At 70.1% G+C, this 17,832-nt stretch carries 19 protein-coding genes and 1 pseudogene; 15 read left to right on the top strand and 5 right to left on the bottom strand.

Annotated elements, in window-relative coordinates; all coding sequences use genetic code 11:
- Window positions 1-40: 40 nt before the first annotated feature.
- Window positions 41-580 (top strand): annotated as a pseudogene (locus HOV77_RS33355) (GNAT family protein); the annotation flags it as partial.
- A gap of 391 nt (window positions 581-971) precedes the next feature.
- On the opposite strand, the gene HOV77_RS33350 reads toward HOV77_RS33355, so the two are convergent.
- On the bottom strand, window positions 972-1,742 hold the full coding sequence (locus HOV77_RS33350; RefSeq protein WP_290869938.1) for a helical backbone metal receptor: 771 nt from the start codon (window positions 1,740-1,742) through the stop codon (window positions 972-974).
- A 44-nt stretch (window positions 1,743-1,786) separates the two neighbouring features.
- Between HOV77_RS33350 and HOV77_RS33345 the strand changes: the two genes are divergently transcribed.
- The 5 genes from HOV77_RS33345 to HOV77_RS33325 all read left to right on the top strand — a co-directional run bounded on the left by HOV77_RS33345 (window position 1,787) and on the right by HOV77_RS33325 (window position 3,841).
- Window positions 1,787-2,020 carry a hypothetical protein gene (locus tag HOV77_RS33345; RefSeq protein WP_290869935.1) on the top strand — a complete coding sequence of 78 codons (234 nt, stop codon included), beginning with the start codon at window positions 1,787-1,789 and terminating at the stop codon, window positions 2,018-2,020.
- Window positions 2,021-2,097: 77 nt separating this feature from the next.
- Window positions 2,098-2,541, top strand: coding sequence for a DUF4383 domain-containing protein (locus HOV77_RS33340; RefSeq protein ID WP_290870005.1), 444 nt, complete (start codon window positions 2,098-2,100; stop codon window positions 2,539-2,541).
- 335 nt (window positions 2,542-2,876) lie between these two features.
- Window positions 2,877-3,119 carry an SCO4848 family membrane protein gene (locus tag HOV77_RS33335; protein ID WP_290870003.1) on the top strand — a complete coding sequence of 81 codons (243 nt, stop codon included), beginning with the start codon at window positions 2,877-2,879 and terminating at the stop codon, window positions 3,117-3,119.
- Window positions 3,120-3,282: 163 nt separating this feature from the next.
- Entirely contained in the window at window positions 3,283-3,618 is a 336-nt protein-coding gene (locus tag HOV77_RS33330) for a tetratricopeptide repeat protein (protein ID WP_290869932.1), read from the top strand.
- Window positions 3,619-3,664: 46 nt separating this feature from the next.
- The gene (locus tag HOV77_RS33325) at window positions 3,665-3,841 is read left to right on the top strand and encodes a DUF4236 domain-containing protein (RefSeq protein ID WP_290869929.1); all 177 of its coding nucleotides are present in this window, start codon (window positions 3,665-3,667) and stop codon (window positions 3,839-3,841) included.
- Window positions 3,842-4,155: 314 nt separating this feature from the next.
- On the opposite strand, the gene HOV77_RS33320 is transcribed toward HOV77_RS33325, so the two are convergent.
- Window positions 4,156-5,463, bottom strand: a complete 1,308-nt coding sequence (locus HOV77_RS33320) for a helix-turn-helix domain-containing protein (protein WP_290869927.1) — start codon at window positions 5,461-5,463, stop codon at window positions 4,156-4,158.
- Between the two features lie 154 nt (window positions 5,464-5,617).
- Here HOV77_RS33320 and HOV77_RS33315 point away from each other — a divergent pair, with 154 nt between their 5' ends.
- The 8 genes from HOV77_RS33315 to HOV77_RS33280 all read left to right on the top strand — a co-directional run bounded on the left by HOV77_RS33315 (window position 5,618) and on the right by HOV77_RS33280 (window position 13,331).
- The gene (locus HOV77_RS33315) at window positions 5,618-6,793 is read left to right on the top strand and encodes an acyl-CoA dehydrogenase family protein (protein WP_290869925.1); all 1,176 of its coding nucleotides are present in this window, start codon (window positions 5,618-5,620) and stop codon (window positions 6,791-6,793) included.
- Window positions 6,790-7,866, top strand: a complete 1,077-nt coding sequence (locus tag HOV77_RS33310; protein ID WP_290869923.1) for an acyl-CoA dehydrogenase family protein — start codon at window positions 6,790-6,792, stop codon at window positions 7,864-7,866. Before HOV77_RS33315 ends, HOV77_RS33310 begins: the two co-directional genes overlap by 4 nt.
- Before the next feature lie 84 nt (window positions 7,867-7,950).
- On the top strand, window positions 7,951-8,739 hold the full coding sequence (locus HOV77_RS33305) for an ABC transporter ATP-binding protein (protein WP_290869921.1): 789 nt from the start codon (window positions 7,951-7,953) through the stop codon (window positions 8,737-8,739).
- A complete protein-coding gene (locus HOV77_RS33300) occupies window positions 8,736-9,449 on the top strand; it encodes an ABC transporter ATP-binding protein (protein WP_290869918.1) in 714 nt (237 codons plus the stop codon). The genes HOV77_RS33305 and HOV77_RS33300 overlap by 4 nt, the downstream gene beginning before the upstream one ends.
- Window position 9,450: 1 nt before the next feature.
- Window positions 9,451-10,329, top strand: a complete 879-nt coding sequence (locus tag HOV77_RS33295) for a branched-chain amino acid ABC transporter permease (RefSeq protein WP_290869915.1) — start codon at window positions 9,451-9,453, stop codon at window positions 10,327-10,329.
- Complete coding sequence (locus HOV77_RS33290; RefSeq protein WP_290869912.1) at window positions 10,326-11,345, top strand: branched-chain amino acid ABC transporter permease; 1,020 nt, start codon at window positions 10,326-10,328, stop codon at window positions 11,343-11,345. Before HOV77_RS33295 ends, HOV77_RS33290 begins: the two co-directional genes overlap by 4 nt.
- 14 nt (window positions 11,346-11,359) lie before the next feature.
- Complete coding sequence (locus HOV77_RS33285) at window positions 11,360-12,643, top strand: ABC transporter substrate-binding protein (RefSeq protein ID WP_290869909.1); 1,284 nt, start codon at window positions 11,360-11,362, stop codon at window positions 12,641-12,643.
- A 64-nt stretch (window positions 12,644-12,707) separates the two neighbouring features.
- On the top strand, window positions 12,708-13,331 hold the full coding sequence (locus HOV77_RS33280) for a TetR/AcrR family transcriptional regulator (protein WP_290869906.1): 624 nt from the start codon (window positions 12,708-12,710) through the stop codon (window positions 13,329-13,331).
- An 86-nt stretch (window positions 13,332-13,417) separates the two neighbouring features.
- Here the strand turns inward: HOV77_RS33280 and HOV77_RS33275 are convergent, their stop codons facing one another.
- The 3 genes from HOV77_RS33275 to HOV77_RS33265 all read right to left on the bottom strand — a co-directional run bounded on the left by HOV77_RS33275 (window position 13,418) and on the right by HOV77_RS33265 (window position 16,711).
- The gene (locus tag HOV77_RS33275; RefSeq protein WP_290869903.1) at window positions 13,418-14,485 is read right to left on the bottom strand and encodes an alcohol dehydrogenase catalytic domain-containing protein; all 1,068 of its coding nucleotides are present in this window, start codon (window positions 14,483-14,485) and stop codon (window positions 13,418-13,420) included.
- Window positions 14,482-15,909, bottom strand: coding sequence for an aldehyde dehydrogenase family protein (locus tag HOV77_RS33270; RefSeq protein WP_290869901.1), 1,428 nt, complete (start codon window positions 15,907-15,909; stop codon window positions 14,482-14,484). Before HOV77_RS33270 ends, HOV77_RS33275 begins: the two co-directional genes overlap by 4 nt.
- Before the next feature lie 145 nt (window positions 15,910-16,054).
- Window positions 16,055-16,711, bottom strand: a complete 657-nt coding sequence (locus tag HOV77_RS33265; RefSeq protein ID WP_290869898.1) for a TetR family transcriptional regulator — start codon at window positions 16,709-16,711, stop codon at window positions 16,055-16,057.
- Between the two features lie 83 nt (window positions 16,712-16,794).
- Here HOV77_RS33265 and HOV77_RS33260 point away from each other — a divergent pair.
- The coding region (locus HOV77_RS33260; RefSeq protein ID WP_290869895.1) for an acyl-CoA dehydrogenase family protein at window positions 16,795-17,832 on the top strand (1,038 nt) is incomplete at its 3' end.

Genomic DNA, 17,832 nt, shown 5'->3' with positions numbered 1-17,832 from the left:
TCAGTTTACATACCCAACGTTTGTTATGTACTCTGCGATCATGTTCGCCATCAATCTTGACGGTCACGCTGAGTTGCGCCCGTTGCAGCCCTGGCACGCGGCCGAGTTCGCCGAGCATCGGGAGCGCGCCTACGAGCACATCGTTCCGTGGGTCGGCGCGGGCTTCGCCAAGGACGACGCGAGCCTGGTTCTCCAGCGATACGCGGACAAGTACGCCAAGGACGCGGGCGGGATCTGGGGCATCTGGCTCGAGGGGAAGCTCGTCGGCGGGGTGTTGCTCGTGTCGTTCGACCTGCGGTCGGGCGTGAGCGAGGCGGGGTGCTGGCTGGAGCCGGCGGCGGTCGGCCGGGGCCTGATCACCCGCGCTGCAACCGTCCTGCTCGACTGGGTGATCCTCGAGCGCGGCATCGAGCGCGTCGAATGGCACACCAACGCGCGCAACGCACCCAGCATCGCCGTCGCGAAGCGGCTGGGGATGAGCCTCGACGGGACCATGCGATCGGCCTTCCCATCGGCTTCGGGTGAGCGCGGGGACATGGAAGTGTGGTCGGTGCTCGCCCCGGAGTGGCGTGCGTTGCGATCGGCGGCCTCCGACGCGGACAAGGCGGCGGTGGATGCGCTGGCCACGGGGTTCCTGTCGCTGTTCACCAACGTCGGCGGCGTGGTGCCGGACCTGAGCCGCATCCACGAGCTGTTCGTGCCGGACGGGGTCATCGCCAACGGCGGTCCCCGGGCCGGGCTGTTCAGCCTCGACGCGTTCATCGCACCCCGGCAGGAACTACTCACCTCGGGCGAACTCACCGAGTTCTCCGAGTGGGAGACCTGGGAGCGGACCGAGTTCTTCGGCGACGTGGCCCATCGGCTCACCCGCTATCGCAAGCAGGGTGTGCTGCGCGGTGAGCCGTTCACCGGGTCGGGCACCAAGAGCATGCAGTTCCTGCGTACGAAGGACGGCTGGCGGGTGACCGCGGTCAGCTGGGACGACGACCGCTTCGCTTCGTAAGGGACTCCGCCAAGAGCGTCCGGGCTTCGGCCAGGCTGGGGCCGTACCAGGTCAGATGCCGCCCGGAGATGAGCACCGACTCCGTCGGGGCGAAGTACTCCGGGCCGTCGTCCGCGGTGAACGAATACGGCTCGTCCGGGAGGATCACCAGCTCCGGCTCGCGTTTTCGGATCGTCTCCAGCGACGGGCGCGGGTAACGCCCGGGATCGTCGCCGAACACATTGACGATCCCCAACCGCCGCAACAGGTCCCCGGCGAAGGTCCCGCCGCCGAGGACTATCCAGGGCTTGCGCCACACCGGAATCACTGCGGTCACGCGGCGGTCCGGGGTCGGCGCGGTCCACGCGACCTCGGCGTCCGCCAGCCACGTCGGCCGGTCCGCACCCAGCGCGGCCAGCAGGCGGGTCAGGGAGGCGAAGGCGGCGTCGAGGTCGCGCGGATAAGTCGTCCACACTTGTACGCCGGCCGCGGCGAGCTGGTCGACGTCCTCCTTGCGGTTCTCCTCGACATTGGCCAGCACCAGATCGGGCCGCAGGTCGAGAATGCGCTCGACGTCGGGATACTTCGACCCGCCGATCCGGGGGACATCGAGTCCGGCCGGATGAGTGCAGTAGTCGGTCGCGCCCGCCAAGATGCCCGGCACGGTCACCGCCACGGCCTCGGTCAGCGACGGGACGAGGGAGACCACCCGTCGAGGCGTACGCGGCAGGTCGACCTCGCGGCCGACATCGTCCTTCACGCCGTCAGTGTTTCACCCCATTTGCGCACGGGTACGCGCGCCTCATGCAGACCACGATCACCGCGAACGACATCCGAGTGCTCGCCCGGTCGGGGGACGAGGATCCGGTGCTGGCACTGGTCGACGGCCAGCCCGTCGTCCTGCCCGCCGCCGAGCTCGCCGACCATGATCATGTGGTCTGCACCCAGGTCGCTCTCGTCCAGGCGCTCGGCCTGGAGATCACCGACGCCGAAGCGGAGATCTTCGCCGGGCGGCTGACGGCCGACCTACCCGAATAAAGCCCTGGGCCGTTCCACGGCCCACGAGGGAGGGCGAAATGGTCACCGTCACGCATCATCACCGCAATTTCGGGGTCATGCACTGGAACAGCGCCCTGCAGACCGTGGCCGGACTCATCGGCGCAGTATTCCTGCTGGTCGGCGTACTGGGGTTCATCCCCGGCATCACGACGAACTACGGGGACATGACCTTCGCCGGGCACGACTCGGGTGCTCAACTGCTCGGGATCTTCCAGGTCTCGGTGCTGCACAACATCGTGCACCTGCTGTTCGGCATCGCCGGCCTCGCGTTGGCGCGTACGCTCGGCGGCGCTCGCATCTTCCTGGTCGGCGGCGGCGCGATCTACCTGATCCTGTGGATCTACGGCCTTGTCGTCGACATGGGGAGTAGTGCGAACTTCGTCCCGATGAACACCGCGGACAACTGGCTGCACTTCGGGCTCGGCGTCGCCATGGTCGCCCTGGGGCTGGCGCTGACTCCTCGGTCGGCCTCCTCGACCATGGGTCGGCACTCCGCCTGACGCTCCCTCGCTGTTTTGAGCGCCGGGATCAGGGTTCTCGGTCGAATCTTGGGCACGATTCGACCGAGAACCCTGATCCGGCGATGTGGTCTCGAGAGCGGCTGTGGCCCCTGGCCCCTGGGCGCTGGGCGGGGCGGCAGGCTGGTCTCGGCTGGGCGAGGTCGCGCCCGTCCGGTCATGATCGTCGGCTTCCGACATTCTTGGGGTTTCGACTTCCATGATCGTCGGCTGCCGACATTCGAGAGCGTTTTCGTGCACTGATCGTCGGCAGCCGACGATCAAGGCGGGTCAGCGCGCGGATCCCCGCTCGGGTCGGCGTGGCATACTCGCTGGTCGTGGTCATCACGCGTGGTTGGTCGGCGTTCCTCATCGCAGTCGGCGTCTGGACCTGGGTCATCTGGCCCCGCTTCGGCATCGCCATCTGGAAGGACCCGCGCGCCTGGTCGACCGGCCACGTCGCCGAAGGCTCGCCGACCAGCTTCCTCTGGGTCCACGCTCTGCTGATCGCTGCGTCCCTCGTCATCGGGACGATCGTCGGCGTACTCGGGATTCGCGCCTGGCGGCGCGCTCCTCGCTGACGCTCGCTGACCGCCGGGCCAGCGCGTTATCCCGGGAAAACGCGGCTTAGCGAGCGCGAATAGCAGCGTTATCCCGCATAACGCGAACAGCACCGGGCCGGCGAGCGACAGCGGAAGCAAAAAGCCCCCCGAGTTGTTGCAAGCAACGAGGGAAGGAGCGCAAGTGACGTTGTGGCCGGAGTTGGACCTGGCGGAGCGCTACCGCAAGGCACAGGTGTTCTTCGACGCGCAGGACTACCGTACGGCGGAGAACCTGCTGGTCGAGGTGGTGGCGGCGGAGCCCACTCATCAGGCGTCGCGGTTGCTGCTGGCTCGGACCTATTACGCCACCGCTCAGCTACGCCGGGCCGAGGAAACCCTCCGCGTGATCATCGAGCGGGAGCCGACGGAGGCGTACGCCCATCTCATGCTCGGCCGGACGTTGCAGCGCGCCGGTCGGCACTCGGAGGCCGTACCGCATCTGCGGATGGCGGCGATCATGCTGGACGACCGCGTCTGACCTGCGCGATGTTTGGCCATTGAGGACCGTTGGGCATCGATGGAGCATGCCTTTCCTGTTCCGCAAGATGACCAAGCTCGGACCGCTGCGGTTCCATTTCACCCAGCACGGGTTCTCGTCCTGGGGACTGAAGATCGGCCGCTGGTCCTGGAACTCCAAGACCCGGTCGCATCGGGTCGATCTGCCGGGCCCCTTGTCCTGGAAGCAGAAGCGCTCGCAGTAGCGGACTGGGCGCTCGCCGGGTGAAGCGGTGCGTTGCCTCACCCGGCGAGCCGGCCCGCGCGCCCCCGGCCGAGCGCCCGCGGACCTGCCGGGCCCGAGGTCTGCCTCATCCGCTGGACAGACCCGGGCGGGTGGGACCGCACCCCATCGCGACGGCACGGAGAGAAGCCAGTCCCGTGCTACGCGACGCCGGCGGCCAGCCGGATGCGGTGTGCGACCGGCATCCGCGGCCGGGGACGGACTCGCCGATCCGTCGACCCGGCCGAGGCTCCACCGGGTGCTGGGCAGCCCGGCGGAGTCCACCGTTGACGCAGGTTAGCGGGGTGGACGTTGCAGGAACGTTGCACCGTTGGGGGCCAGCCCGTACTCGGCGCGGAGACGGCGTACTTGCGTTCGGGCGAGCGTCTGCTGAGCCGGTGCGGCCCGCCGGGAAGTGGCCAGCCGTTCCCAGATCTCCAGGTCCTCGCCGCCGTGTTTGGTGGCCCAGGCTTCCAGGAGCGCGGGGTCCTCACTGGACAACACCGCGCATCGCATACGCGCGTCGAGCAGGTCCCGTAGTTCGGCGACGCCGCGCGCCTCCGACATCGGCAGCAGTGGTCCGGCGTACGCCGTCGCCGCGGCTGCCGTGTCTCCGCGCTCCAGGGCGTCCCGGACGTCGGCGTAGTCGGCTTCGAGTTCTTCGGCCAGCCGATAGGGCCGGGATCGGACGAGTTCGCCGACGGAGCGCCGCAGCCGGTTGATCTCCACTCGCAGGGTGGTCGGGTTGGCGAAGTCGTAGAGCGCGTCGGCGAGCTGATCGCCGGTCATCCCTTCGGGGTGCTCCCGCAGCAGGATCAGGATCTCGGTATGCCGGCGGCTGAGGCGTACGCGTCGGCCACCCGCGTGCAGGATGCCCTCGGACCGGTTCAGTGCCGCCAGCCGGGCGGTGGCACGCTGTTCGGGCAGCCAGAGCCCGGCTTCCGGATTACGCCGCCAGGACAGTTCAGCCTCCGCCGCCCGAGCGGCCGCCTTGACGAGGGCCAGACTGTGCGGGTGGGCCACGACGTCGCCGCCGGTGACGTCGATGATCCCGAGGATCTCCCCGGTCGCGGGGTCGTGGATCGGGGCGGCAGCGCAGGTCCATGGATGCACCGGCACGCTGTAGTGCTCGGTGGCGAAGATCTGCACCGCCTCGTCCAGGGCGAGCGCGGTGCCGGGTGCGTTGGTCCCGGCGAACCGCTCGTCCCAGATCGCGCCCTCGACGAAGTGGATCTGCTCGCCGATGTCGCGGACGATCTTGTGCCCGTCGACCCAGAGCAGCCGGCCCTGGGCGTCGGAGATGGACATCAGGTGGCGGTCGGCCTCGGCCACCCGCCCGACGAGCTCCCGCAGCACCGGCAGGACGGAAGACAGCAGATGGTCGTCCCGGTACGCCTGAAGCTCGGCGTCGGCGAGCACGATCGGCGGTGTCCGATCGGGATTGACCTGCGCCCGTTGTGATCGTTGCCAGGACTGGGCGACGACCGGTCGCACGCCGAGCTCGTCCGGGGTCGCCCCGGACAGGAACGCCTCGTGCGCGCGGGCGATCTCGCCCGCCCGCTCCTTGTGCTCGGTCCCCGGATCGGCCAGGTACGGACTGTGCATCTCACCGCCACAGAGAGCTGATGGAACTGAGACTGACATCGCAGTTCCACTCGTGCAACATCCAACCTCGACATGGCCGACTGGGTGACGCCTCGACCGGGCGACCGATGGAGGATATATTTGCACTCCCAATGCATATAAGGGAGTCTCCGAGATGAGCCCGACGCCCATGACCCCCGCCGACGTGCGCACGAGCGTGGCGGCCTTCCTGGCGAGCCACCCACCGGAAGATCGGACCGGGTTCCTCCGGGCCCGGTTCGACGCCGGGCTCGCCTGGCTGCACTATCCGGTGGGGTTGGGTGGGCTGGGCGCGTCCCGGGCACTGCAACCGGTCGCCGACGAGGCGTTCGCCGGTACGCCGGACAACGAGCCGCGCCGGATCGCCGTCGGCCTCGGCATGGCCGCGCCCACGCTGCTCAAGCACGGCACGGCCGAGCAGCGGCAGCGCTACTTGCGGCCACTCTGGACGGGTGAGGAGGTCTGGTGCCAGCTCTTCAGCGAACCCGGGGCCGGCTCGGATCTGGCCGGGCTCGCCTGTGCCGCTCGTAAGGACCGCGACGACTGGGTGATCACCGGGCAGAAGGTGTGGACCTCGCAGGCTCACTACGCGCGATGGGGCATCCTGCTCGCCCGGACCGATCCCGACGTGCCGAAACACCAGGGCCTTACCTTCTTCATCTGCGACATGCGCGCGCCCGGTGTCACGGTACGCCCGCTGCGTCAGTTGACCGGAGAAGCCGAGTTCAACGAGGTCTTCCTCGACGAAGTACGCCTGGAGGACACTCTGCGACTCGGGGAGGTCGGCGAGGGCTGGAGCGTTGCGCGTACAACTCTGATGAATGAAAGGGTGAGCATCGGCGGCGACGCGCTGCCCCGCGAGGGCGGTGCGATCGGCGCTCTGGCTCGAATGTGGCGTGAGCAGCCGGAACTGCGCCGCGCGGGCCTGCACGACGCGGTGCTGCGCGCCTGGGTCCGCGCGGAGGCCGTGCGGCTCACCGGGCTGCGGCTGCGGCAACAGCTTGCGGCGGGCGAACCCGGACCGGAGGGTTCGGCGGTCAAGCTGGCCTTCGCCGGTCTGTTGCAGGAGATCACGAGCCTGGAGCTGGAGCTGGGGTCGACCCTGCGGCACGACGATTGGCGAGTCGATCGCGGCCCACAGCCGGAATTCCCGTCACGCACCCCGACGCATCGATATCTTCGCGCGCGCGGCTCGTCGATCGAGGGCGGGACCTCGGAGATCTTGCGGACGATCATCGGCGAACGAGTCCTCGGGCTGCCCGCCGAACCGCGCTCCGATCTGGCCGTCGCGTGGCGGGAGCTGCCGCGATGACCGGGCTGCTGTATTCCGATGTGGAATCCGAGCTTCGTTCGGAGCTGCGGGCGATGTTGCGCGACCACTGTGATCCGGCGGCCCGGATCGAGCGGGACGATGCGGTGGACGTCGATCTCTGGCGGCGGCTCGCGCGCGACATGGGCCTGGCCGGGCTGCTCGTCCCGGAACACCTGGGCGGTGCGGGCGCCGGTCCGCGCGAGGCCGCCGTGGTCTGCGAGGAACTGGGTAGGGCGGTCGCGCCCGTGCCCTTTCTGGGCTGCGCCGTGGTTGCGGGCACGGCGCTGCTCTCCTGCGGCGAGCCGGACCTCGTCGCCGGTCTCGCCGCAGGAGAGCGCCCGGTCGCGCTCGCGGTGCCGTTCGCGACGCCGCCTGCGCACGCCTGGTCACCGACGGTCACGGTCGCTGGGGACCGGCTCACCGGCTCGGTCCGGGCCGTCGCCGACGCGACCATCGCGGACGTCCTGCTGGTCCCGGCGGGTCGAGGTCTGTTCGCCGTCGACAACTCAGGGGTACGCCGAGAGCAGTGCACGTCATTGGATGAGACGCGCCGGCTGTGCGACCTGAGTTTCGAGGGCGCGCCGGGACGGCTGCTGGCCGAAGGGGCCGACGCCGAGGCGGCGGTCCGCTCCGCGGTCCTCGCCGGAGCCGCGCTGCTGGCCAGCGAGCAGGTCGGCGTGGCCGAGTGGTGTCTGGACACGACGGTCGAGCACGTTCGCGGGCGGTATCAGTTCGGCCGCCCGATCGGTTCGTTCCAGGCGGTCAAGCATCGGCTGGCCGACGTGTGGGTCGCGGTGACCCAGGCGCGGGCGGTCGCCCGGTACGCCGCGTCGGCGCTGGCAACGCAGTCGGAGGTGGACCTCGCCGCCGCCCTCGCGCAGGCGCACTGCTCTCCGGTCGCCGTCGAGGCGGCTGAGGCGTGTGTGCAGCTGCACGGCGGGATCGGCATGACCTGGGAACACCGGGCACACCTCTACCTGAAGCGGGCTCGCTCGGCGGCGGTGGCGTACGGGCCGGCCGACGTGCACCGGGCGCGCCTGGCGGAACTCGTCGATCTGCCGCCCGCTCTTTGACCCCTTGACCGCGCGGTGGAGAAACGTACACTCCGAGTGTAAATACTTGCCGGTAACTCATCGAGGAGAGGCGGTGATCGGCGCGTGGAATCGCAGGGCCTCACCCTCGACGGCGTCACCGTCCAGTTCGGCGGGCTGACCGCGCTGGAGGACGTCCGGCTGACCGTGCCGCCCGGCAAGGTGGTCGGAGTCATCGGCCCGAACGGGGCGGGCAAGACCACCTTGTTCAACGTGATCTGCGGTTTCGTCCGGCCCACCCGCGGTGATCTGCGGTTCGACGGGCGTACGCTGCGGCCGCGTGCGCATCGGCTGGCGAAGCTCGGCATCGGCCGCACCCTGCAAGGGGTGGGTTTGTTCGCCGGGCTCTCCGTCGTCGAGAACGTGATGGCCGGCGCTACGCATACGGCGCGAGCGGGGTTCACCTCCGCGTTGTTCGGGCTCCCGCCGAGCGACCGGGACGAACGGCGGCTCCGGGACGAGGCGATGGAGCTGCTGACGCAGTTCGGGATCGCCGAGCACGCGTCGGCCGAACCAGGTTCGCTGCCTTACCCCGTACGCAAGAAGGTGGCGCTCGCTCGCGCGCTCGCCGCGCGCCCACGCCTGCTGTTGCTGGACGAACCGGCGGGCGGACTCGGCGCGGAGGACATCACCGAACTGGCCGAACTGGTGGCCACGTTGCCCGGCCGGGACGGCGGCGGGCGCTCGGTGATGCTCGTCGAGCACCACATGGACTTCGTGATGTCGGTCTGCGACGAGGTCGCCGTGCTCGACTTCGGCCGCCTCATCGCCGTCGGCTCGCCCGAGAAGGTCCGCGACGACCCCGCGGTCGCGGAGGCGTACCTGGGCCCGGCGCTGGAAGGCAGGACGGCATGACGTTGCTCCAGGTGGACGGCCTCGTCGTCGGCTACAGCGCGGCTCCGGTGCTCCACGGCGTCGACCTCACGGTGCCGCCCGCCACCATCGTGACGGTGCTGGGGGCGAACGGCGCGGGCAAGACGACCCTCCTGCGTACGCTGTCCGGGCTGCTCCGCCCGGCCGAAGGCGGCATCAGGTTCGACGGGCGATCGCTGGTCGGCGTACCCGTCGAACGAGTGGTCCGCCTCGGCCTGGCCCACGTCCCGGAGGGCCGGGGTGTCGTGGCCGAGCTGACCGTCGAGGAGAACCTGCGGCTCGGCGGAGTCTGGCGGGCCGACCGCCGCGACGTCCGGCTGGCCCAGGACGAGGTCTACGAGCTGTTCCCGGCGTTGGCCGCCCGCCGCAAGCACGCCGGCCATCAGTTGTCCGGCGGCGAACGGCAGATGCTCGCCCTCGGCCGGGCCCTGGTCGCCCGGCCCCGGCTGCTGCTGCTCGACGAGCCCTCGCTCGGGCTCGCGCCGCGGATCACCGGCCAGATCATGGCGCTGCTTCGGCGGCTGTGCGACGAGACCGGCCTGGCCGTGCTCCTCGTCGAGCAGAACGTCCGCAGCGCGCTGTCCGTCGCCGACCAGGGGGTCGTCTTGTCCCTCGGCCGGGTGGTCGCCGCAGCCGACGCCGCTCAGCTGCGCGACGACGCCGGTCTGCGGCACGCGTACCTGGGGTTCTGACATGGATCGTTTCCTGTTCCTCACCGTCGACGGGCTCGCCAAGGGCGCCGTGTACGCCGCGTTCGCGCTGGCGGTGGTGCTGATCTGGCGGGCCGCCCGGATCGTCAACTTCGCCCAAGGCGCGATGGCGGTCGCCACGGTGTACGCCGCCTACAGCGTGACCCAGGCGACCGGTTCGTACTGGCTGGGCTTCGCCGCCGCGCTCGCCGCCGGTCTGCTGCTCGGCGCCGGGATCGAACGGGCGGTGATGCGGTTCGTTCCGCATACCTCCCCGCTGAACTCGGTGATCGTGGCGCTCGGCCTGGTCCTGCTGTTGCAAGCCGTCCTCGGCGCGATCTACGGCAACGAGTTCCGCCCAGTCGAGACCCCGTTCAGCCGGACCGGGATCACCGTCGGCGGGATCGCCCTGCTCTCCCGGTACGACCTGTTCGTGCTGGGTGCGGTCCTCGTCCTGGTCGTGCTGCTGGCGCTGCTGTTCACCCGCACCTCGACCGGCTTGCGGATGCGGTCGGCGGCGTTCGCCCCCGAAGTCTCGCGGCTACTCGGCGTCAACGTCGCCGGATTGCTGACCTTCGGCTGGGCGCTGGCCGCCGCGGTCGGCGCGCTCGCCGGGATGCTGGTCGTCCCGACCGAGCTCGGCCTGCATCCGAACACCATGGACCTCGTCTTCGTCTCGTCGTTCACCGCCGCCGTCGTGGGCGGTCTCGACAGCCCGATCGGCGCGGTCGTCGGCGGCCTGGCCGTCGGGCTCGTCCTGTCCTACGCCGCCGGTTACCTGGGCAGCGACGTCACTCCACTGGCGACGCTCGCGCTGCTGCTGGTGGTGCTCCTGATCCGTCCCGGCGGCCTGTTCGCCGGCGTTCGAACGAGGGCCGTATGACCACCGGACTCCGTCATCTGCTGTGGACGGCGGCTGCGGCGGCGGCCCTGCTCGCCGTCACGTACGCAATACCACCGTTCCGCAACTACCAGCTCGCCACGGCGGCGGCGTACTTGTGTGCCACTGCAGGGCTGACCGTCCTCGTGGGACTGAGTGGGCAGCTGTCGCTCGGGCACGGCGCGGTGATGGCCGTCGGGGCGTACGCCGTCGCCCTGAGCCAGAACCGGTTCGCCGACGCCGGACTCACCGGCAACGGCGTTCTCGCCGCGTCGTTGGCGCTCGGAGTGCTTGCCGCCTTGGTCGCGGGCCTGATCGTGGGGCTGGCCGCCGCTCGGTTGCGCGGACCCTACCTGGCCGGCGTGACGCTGGCCGTCGCCGTCGCACTGCCCGCCGTCACCACCGTCTGGGCCGGCGTCTTCCACAGCGACCAAGGCTTGAGCGTCTACCTCGAACCGCCGCCCGCCGGGCTGGGGTACGACTTCCCGCTCGAACGCTGGCAAGCCTGGCTGGCACTGGCCGGTGCCCTGCTGGTCATGCTGCTCCTGGCGAACCTGGTCCGCAGCCGGTTCGGGCGCTCACTGCGGGCAGTCCGAGACGACGAGGTGGCCGCCCGGCTGGCCGGGATCGACGTCGCGCGTACGCAGGTGCTCGCGTTCGTGGTGAGCGCGGGCTGCGCCGGACTCGGCGGCGGGCTGATGGCGGTCCTCACGCAGAGCGTCTCGCCCGGGGCGTACTCCCTGACGCTGTCGTTGTTCCTGCTCATGGCGGTGGTGGTCGGCGGACTCGGCCGGCTCGCCGGTGCGGTCTGGGGCGCGCTGCTCCTCGTCGTGCTGCCCGACCTGACCCACACGATCGTCGCGAGCCTGACCCTCAGCCCGGCCGCCGCCCAGCGGCTGGAGGGCAACCTTCCCCTGGCCGTGTTCGGCCTGACCTTGATCGTCGTCATGATCGCCGCGCCCGGCGGGATCTCCGGCGTAGTCCGGCGGCTGACGCCGGCAAGTCCCCTCCGAAGATGAAAGGTCGGTGCCTCATGCATCGGATAGCACAGCGCGGTATCGCCCTCGCCGCATGCGTCACGCTGTTCGCCGCCACGGTCGGCTGTAGTTCCGACGACAACGGCGGCGGGGGCAAGGCGGCCGTCCCCGGCGTGACCGACACCGAGATCGTCATCGGTACGCACATGCCGCTCACCGGGCCCGCCTCGGCGGGTTACTCGAAGATCGCACCGGCGAGCAAGGCGTACTTCGACTTCGTCAACGCAAACGGCGGGGTGAACGGCCGGAAGATCACCTACAAGGTCATGGACGACGGATACAACCCGGCCAACACTCAGCAGGTCGTCCGGCAGCTCGTCCTGCAGGACAAGGTGTTCGCCGTGCTCAACGGCCTCGGTACGCCGACCCACTCGGGCGTGCTCGACTTCTTGAAGACCAACCGCGTACCGGACTTGTTCGTGGCGTCCGGCAGCCGCAGCTGGGACCAGCCCGACAAGTATCCGGGCACGTTCGGCTTCAACCCGGACTACACCGTCGAGGGCAAGATCCTGGCGAACTATGTGAAGACCAACCTCGCCGGGCAGAAGGTCTGCTTCCTCGGGCAGAGCGACGACTTCGGGACCGACAGCCTGGCCGGCGTCGAGCAGGTGCTCGGCAAGGACGGCGTCACGGCGAAGGACACCTACGTCGTCACCAACACCAACGTCGGCCCGCAGATCGGCAAGTTCAAGGCGGCCGGCTGCCAGGTCGTCGTCCTCGCCACCGTGCCGGGCTTCACCGCGCTCGCCCTCGGCACCGCCGCCCGGCTGTCCTACAAGCCGCAGTTCGTCGTCTCCAACGTGGGCGGGGACCTGCCGACCCTGGCCAAGCTGCTCGGCGACGCCAAGGGCCTGACCGAGGGCCTGCTCGGGGCGAACTACCTGCCGCTGATGTTCGACGCCAACGACCCCTGGATCCAGCTGTTCCAGAAGGTCAATAAGGACTACAACGGCGGAGCCGAGTTCGATGGCAACGTCATCTACGGCATGTCCGTGGCGTACCTGTTCGTGCAGGTGTTGCTGGCCGCCGGGAAGGACCTCAGCCGCGACTCCCTGATCGCGGCGGTGGAGAAGGGCGGCTACACCGGCCCCGGCCTCGCTCCGCTCCGGTACGCCAAGAGCGACCACTCCGGCTACGGCGGCGAGCGGATGGTGAAGGTGTCCGGGGGAGTGCAACAGTTCTTCGGCCCGACCTACGAGACCGACGACGCCGACGGCCCGGTGAAGGAGTACGCCGGCACTCCGGCGACGCCGCCTGCCAACGGCGTACCCACCGCCTGACCGGTGCGCGCCGGGATCCGGGCGCTGCCCCGGGTCCCGGCCGAACCCGATCTAGACTGCTCGGATGACCGGCGTCGGCACCACCAGCGGCCGGGTCGACGGCCGGACCCTGCGGGCCGAGCGGACCCGGGCCGCCATCGTGGCCGCCCACCTGGCCCTGATCGGCGAAGGCGACCTGCGCCCGACCGGGGAACGCATCGCCGAGCGGGCCGGGATCTCGCTGCGGGCGCTGTGGACGAACTTCAAGGACATGGAGGCGCTGTTCGCAGCCTCCGGAGAGAAGCTCGCCGAACAGCAGGCCGCCGCGCATCGGCCGATCGATCCCACGTTGCCGCTGCCGCAACGCATCGACGCGTACTGCGAGCAGCGGGCCCGGATGCTCGAGATGCTCGCCCCCTGCGCCCGGGCGGCGGCCCTGCGCGAGCCGTTCTCCGCTCAGCTGAAGGAGAACCGCGTCAAGGCGATCGCGCTGGTCCGGGCCGAGATCGAGGAGGTCTTCGCGACCGAACTCGCGTTGGCCGGTTCCGGCGGCGGTCAGCTGTTGCAGGCCATGGTGGTCGCGAGCACCTGGGCGTCCTGGTCGATGGTGCGCGACGAGTTGGGCCTCGGGGTCACCGCCGCCCGGGGCGTGCTGACGCGGACGGTGTCGGCCCTGCTCGCCGCTGCGATCACCAGCAGCCTCCGCTAGCTCCCCGCCCTGTTGATCATGAACCTATGGTTCCGCTAAGGACCAGAGCGGAACCATAGGTTCATGATCAACGGGGCGGCACGGGGTCAGAAGAGGACGACGGAGCGGGCGCCTTCGCCGCGAGCCAGCCGGTCGAGCGCGTCGGGGACGTCGTCGAGGCTGATCCGATGGCTGATGAGCGGAGTGAGGTCGAGCGCCCCGGACAGCACGGCGTCTGCCAGTGCAGGCAGGTCCCGATCGGGATCGGCCGAACCGTAGACCGACGATCGCAGCGTCCGGGCCGAGTGGAAGATGTCCAATGCGGACAGTCCGACGACGTCGTCCCGCTTGCCGATGCCGACCACCGTCACCCGGCCACCTCGCCGCGCGCTCTTCCAGGCCGCGGTGATGCTTGCCGACCGGCCGACGCACTCGAACGCGTGGTCCGCGCCCCGGCCGCCGGTGCGTACGCGGATCGCCTTGACGAGGGCGTCATCGCTCAGCAGGAAATCCGTCGCTCCAGCGGCGAGGGCGAGCGGCCGCTTGGCCTCGGTGAGGTCGACGGCGATCACCGGATCGGCGCCCGCCGCCCTGGCCGCCAAGACGACCGACAATCCGACGCCGCCCAGCCCCAGCACGACCACCGAATCCCCGGTACGCACTCCAGCGGTGTTCTGCACCGCGCCGACTCCGGTCAGCGCCGCACAGCCGAGCAACGCCGCCTGCTCCGCCGGCAATCCCTTCGGTATCCCGATCAGCGCCTCTTCGCGTACCACCACCTGCTCGGCGAGGGACCCGAGACCGAGCGTGAGATTGAGCGGGGAGCCGTCGCCCGCGAAGCCGCCGGGAAACGACGGTATGCCCGAGGTCTCGCAGATCCACGGCTCGCCGTGGGCGCAGTACCAGCAGGTGCGGCAGGCGGGCGACCAGTTGAGCGCGACGTGATCGCCGGGCCGTGCGCGAGTGACGCCGGGACCGACCTCCTCGACCACGCCCGCGGCCTCGTGGCCGAGCACGAGCGGGAAACTCGGCGCGAGCGTGCCGTTGATCATCGAGAGGTCGGTGTGGCAGACGCCGGCCGCGGTGACGCGGACCCGGGCCAGGCCGGGGCCGACCTCGGCGAGCGTGATGTCCTCGACCGTGACATCGTCGCGGAAGACGACCGCCCGGGTCATCGCTGCACCGCCTTGACCTGCTGGAACTCTTCCAAGCCGAACACGCCGAGCTCGCGGCCCAGACCGGACTGCTTGTATCCGCCGAACGGCGCGAGCGGGTTGAACGAGCCGCCGTTCACGTCGACCGCACCGGTCCGCAGCCGCTTCGCGACGGCCATCGCGCGGTCCGGATCGCCCGACCACACCGCGCCGGCCAGGCCGTAGCGTGAGTCGTTGGCGATCGCGACCGCCTCGTCGTCGTCGGCGAACGGGATCACCGCCAGCACCGGGCCGAAGATCTCCTCCTGCGCGACCGTCGACTTCGGAGTGACGTCGGCCAGCACGGTCGGCGCGACGAAATACCCGCGATCAGGCACGTCGTCCGGCGTCAGCACCGTCGCGCCTTCCGCGCGGCCCTGTCGGACGAAGCCCTGCACGCGGTCCCGTTGCGCCGCGCTGACCAGCGGCCCCAGCCGCGTCGTCTCCTCGAACGGATCACCCATCTGGTACGCCTCGACGGACTGCACGGCCAGCTCACAGGCTTGGTCGTAGTGCACCGCCGGGACAAGCATCCGGGTCCAGGCGGTGCAGGTCTGCCCGGAGTTGAGGAACGCGTTGGCCACCCCGACCTTGACCGCCCGAGCGAGGTCGGCGTCGTCGAGGATCACGTTGGCGGACTTGCCGCCCAGTTCCAGGGACACCTTGGCGATCCGATCGGCAGCGAGGTGACTGATCCTTCGGCCGGTCGCGGTCGAGCCGGTGAACGACACCATGTCCACATCGGAGTGACTCGCGATCGCCTCGCCCACCACCGGGCCGGTACCCGGGACGAGGTTGACCACACCCGGGGGCAGTTCGGCCTCGTGAACCGCGTCGAACAACGCGTACGCCACGAGCGGGGTGAGCTCGCTCGGCTTGAGGACGACGGTGCACCCGGCGGCGAGGGCGGCGGCCAGCTTGGCCATGACCTGGTGCAGCGGATAGTTCCACGGGGTGATCGCGCCGACTACGCCTACGGGTTCGCGGAGGATCAGGGAGTTGCCGATTTCTCGTTTCTCGGCTTCTTGGGCGGCCATTCGGACATATCCGTCGAGGACGGTCAGGGGTAGGCCGGTCTGCACTCGCTGGGAGATCTTGAGTGGGGTACCCAGCTCTCCCGTCACCGTCGTGGCGATCTCGTCGGCCCTCTTCGCCAGGCTGTCGTGCAGCCTTTGAAGGTGGTCGGAGCGCTGCTGCGGGGTCAGTGCGGCCCACGGCTCGAACGCGCTCTTGGCTGCCGCCACCGCTTCGTCCACGTCGGCTCGCGTACCGGCGGGGACGTGCGCGACGACCTGCTCCGTGAACGGGTCCTCGACGGGGATGGTCTCGGCACCCGTCGCGGGTCGCCACCGTCCGCCGATGTACAGCTCGCCGCGATCGGCCGGGATGAAGTCCGCGCGCGCCATCTCGTCCCTCTTAACTATCAGTGGAAGTTTTACCGTAGCGGCGGTTGGCGCTGGGCGCTAGGCGCTAGGCGCTGGATCAGGGTTCTGGGTCGTATTTCGCTCAAGATTCGACCCAGAACCCTGATCCAGCGCGGGGACGTCGCGCTCAGGGGTACGCGGGGAGCGGCGGCAGCGGCCCGATGATCCGCTCGTACTCCGCGCTGAGTCCGACGATCAGCGCATCCATCCCGAGTGCGAAAGCGCCCTCGTCGACGCTCTTCTGCCGTTCGGCGAGCAGGTGCGCCTGACCGAGGTGGGGGTAGCGGCCGTCGTAGAACTCCGGGTCCTCGACGAAGCCGCGGGCGAACGAGCCGAGCGTGGAACCGGCCACGAGATAGCGCATGAGCGCGCCGATGTGGGTCGCGCGGGCGTGCGGCCACCCGGCGTCGACGAGGCCGCCGTACACGGCGTCGGCCATCGCCAAGGCGGCCGGTCGGCGGCCGGGGCCCTGGGCGAGGAACGGAACGATGTTGGGATGTGCCGCGAGGGCATCCCGGTACGACCGGCCCCACAGCCGCAGCGCGATCCGCCAGTCGTACTGGCCGAAGTAGGAGGTGTCGACCTGCTCGATCACCGCGTCGGCCGCCGCGTCGAGGATCTCGTCCTTGGTGGGGAAGTGGTTGTAGAGCGACGGGCCGCGTACGCCCAGCTCGGTTGCGAGCCGGCGAGTGGAGAGCGCGTCGAGCCCCTCCGCGTCGACGATCGCCAGCGCGGTGGCCACGATGCGTTCCCGGCTCAGCAGTGCCGTGCGCGGCCTCGCCATGGTGGTCCTCCCGTGATCCGTTGGCTGAACTGTATCGGGCCGGGGTCTGGACGGCGTAAAACTTCCAGCGCTAGTTTAGCGTCATGGATTTCCGGCTCACCGCGGACCACGTCGATCTCCGGGATCTCGCCGCCCGGTTCGTCGACCGCGAGATCATCCCGAACGCCCGTGACTGGGACCGGCGTGAGGCCGTCGACCTCGCCATCGTCGGCGAGCTGGGCAAACTCGGCTTCCTCGGGCTGACCGTCGGCGCGGAGCACGGCGGATCGGGCGGCGACCACTTGGCGTACTGCCTGGTCATGGAGGAGTTGGGCCGGGGTGACTCGTCGGTCCGGGGGATCGTCTCGGTGTCGCTCGGCCTCGTCGCCAAGACCGTCGACGCGTACGGGACGGCCGAGCAGAAGGCGCAGTGGCTGCCCCGGCTGTGTTCCGGCGAGGCCATCGGCTGCTTCGGGCTGACCGAGCCGGACACCGGCTCCGACGCCGGATCGCTGACCACCCGGGCGGTACGCGACGGCGGCGACTGGCTGCTGACCGGGGGCAAGACGTTCATCACCAACGGCACCTGGGCCGACGTCGCCCTGGTGTTCGCCCGCACCGGCGAGCCCGGCCGCAAGGGCGTCACCGCCTTCCTCGTGGAGACCGGCCTGACCGGGTTCGCCCGGCGGGAGATCCACGGCAAGCTCGGTCTGCGGGGCCAGGCCACTGCGGAGCTGACCTTCGACGGCGTACGCGTCCCGGATTCGGCTCGCCTGGGCGAGGTGGGCAAGGGCTTCACGATCGCGATGGCCGCCCTGGCCAAAGGCCGGATGTCGTTGGGGGCCGGCTGCGTCGGCATCGCCCGCGGCTGTCTGGAGGCCGCCGTCGCGTACGCCCGCGACCGGCGCCAGTTCGGCCGGCCGATCGCCGCCCACCAGCTCGTCCAGCAGTTGCTCGCGCAGATCTCGATCGACGCCGACGCGGCCCGGCTGCTCGTCTGGCGGGTCGCCGACCTGATCGACCGCGGCGAGCCGTTCGAGACCGAGGCTTCGGTCGCGAAGCTGTTCGCGAGCGAGGCCGCCGTCCGGGCCGCCAACAACGCCCTGCAGGTCTTCGGCGGCTACGGCTACATCGACGAGTAC

It is taken from the genome of Hamadaea sp. (genome assembly GCF_013362815.1).
In the GTDB taxonomy this organism is placed as follows: Bacteria; Actinomycetota; Actinomycetes; order Mycobacteriales; family Micromonosporaceae; genus Hamadaea.
This window is presented reverse-complemented; position numbering and strand designations above follow the sequence as displayed.

Coding starts and splice junctions, on each gene's coding strand:
- HOV77_RS33320 (WP_290869927.1), bottom strand. CDS start 5,463: ATGCACAGTCCGTACCTGGCCGATCCGGGGACCGAGCACAAGGAGCGG.
- HOV77_RS33315 (WP_290869925.1), top strand. CDS start 5,618: ATGAGCCCGACGCCCATGACCCCCGCCGACGTGCGCACGAGCGTGGCG.
- HOV77_RS33295 (WP_290869915.1), top strand. CDS start 9,451: ATGGATCGTTTCCTGTTCCTCACCGTCGACGGGCTCGCCAAGGGCGCC.
- HOV77_RS33340 (WP_290870005.1), top strand. CDS start 2,098: ATGCACTGGAACAGCGCCCTGCAGACCGTGGCCGGACTCATCGGCGCA.
- HOV77_RS33285 (WP_290869909.1), top strand. CDS start 11,360: ATGCATCGGATAGCACAGCGCGGTATCGCCCTCGCCGCATGCGTCACG.
- HOV77_RS33300 (WP_290869918.1), top strand. CDS start 8,736: ATGACGTTGCTCCAGGTGGACGGCCTCGTCGTCGGCTACAGCGCGGCT.
- HOV77_RS33280 (WP_290869906.1), top strand. CDS start 12,708: ATGACCGGCGTCGGCACCACCAGCGGCCGGGTCGACGGCCGGACCCTG.
- HOV77_RS33325 (WP_290869929.1), top strand. CDS start 3,665: ATGCCTTTCCTGTTCCGCAAGATGACCAAGCTCGGACCGCTGCGGTTC.
- HOV77_RS33345 (WP_290869935.1), top strand. CDS start 1,787: ATGCAGACCACGATCACCGCGAACGACATCCGAGTGCTCGCCCGGTCG.
- HOV77_RS33265 (WP_290869898.1), bottom strand. CDS start 16,711: ATGGCGAGGCCGCGCACGGCACTGCTGAGCCGGGAACGCATCGTGGCC.
- HOV77_RS33270 (WP_290869901.1), bottom strand. CDS start 15,909: ATGGCGCGCGCGGACTTCATCCCGGCCGATCGCGGCGAGCTGTACATC.
- HOV77_RS33290 (WP_290869912.1), top strand. CDS start 10,326: ATGACCACCGGACTCCGTCATCTGCTGTGGACGGCGGCTGCGGCGGCG.
- HOV77_RS33310 (WP_290869923.1), top strand. CDS start 6,790: ATGACCGGGCTGCTGTATTCCGATGTGGAATCCGAGCTTCGTTCGGAG.
- HOV77_RS33275 (WP_290869903.1), bottom strand. CDS start 14,485: ATGACCCGGGCGGTCGTCTTCCGCGACGATGTCACGGTCGAGGACATC.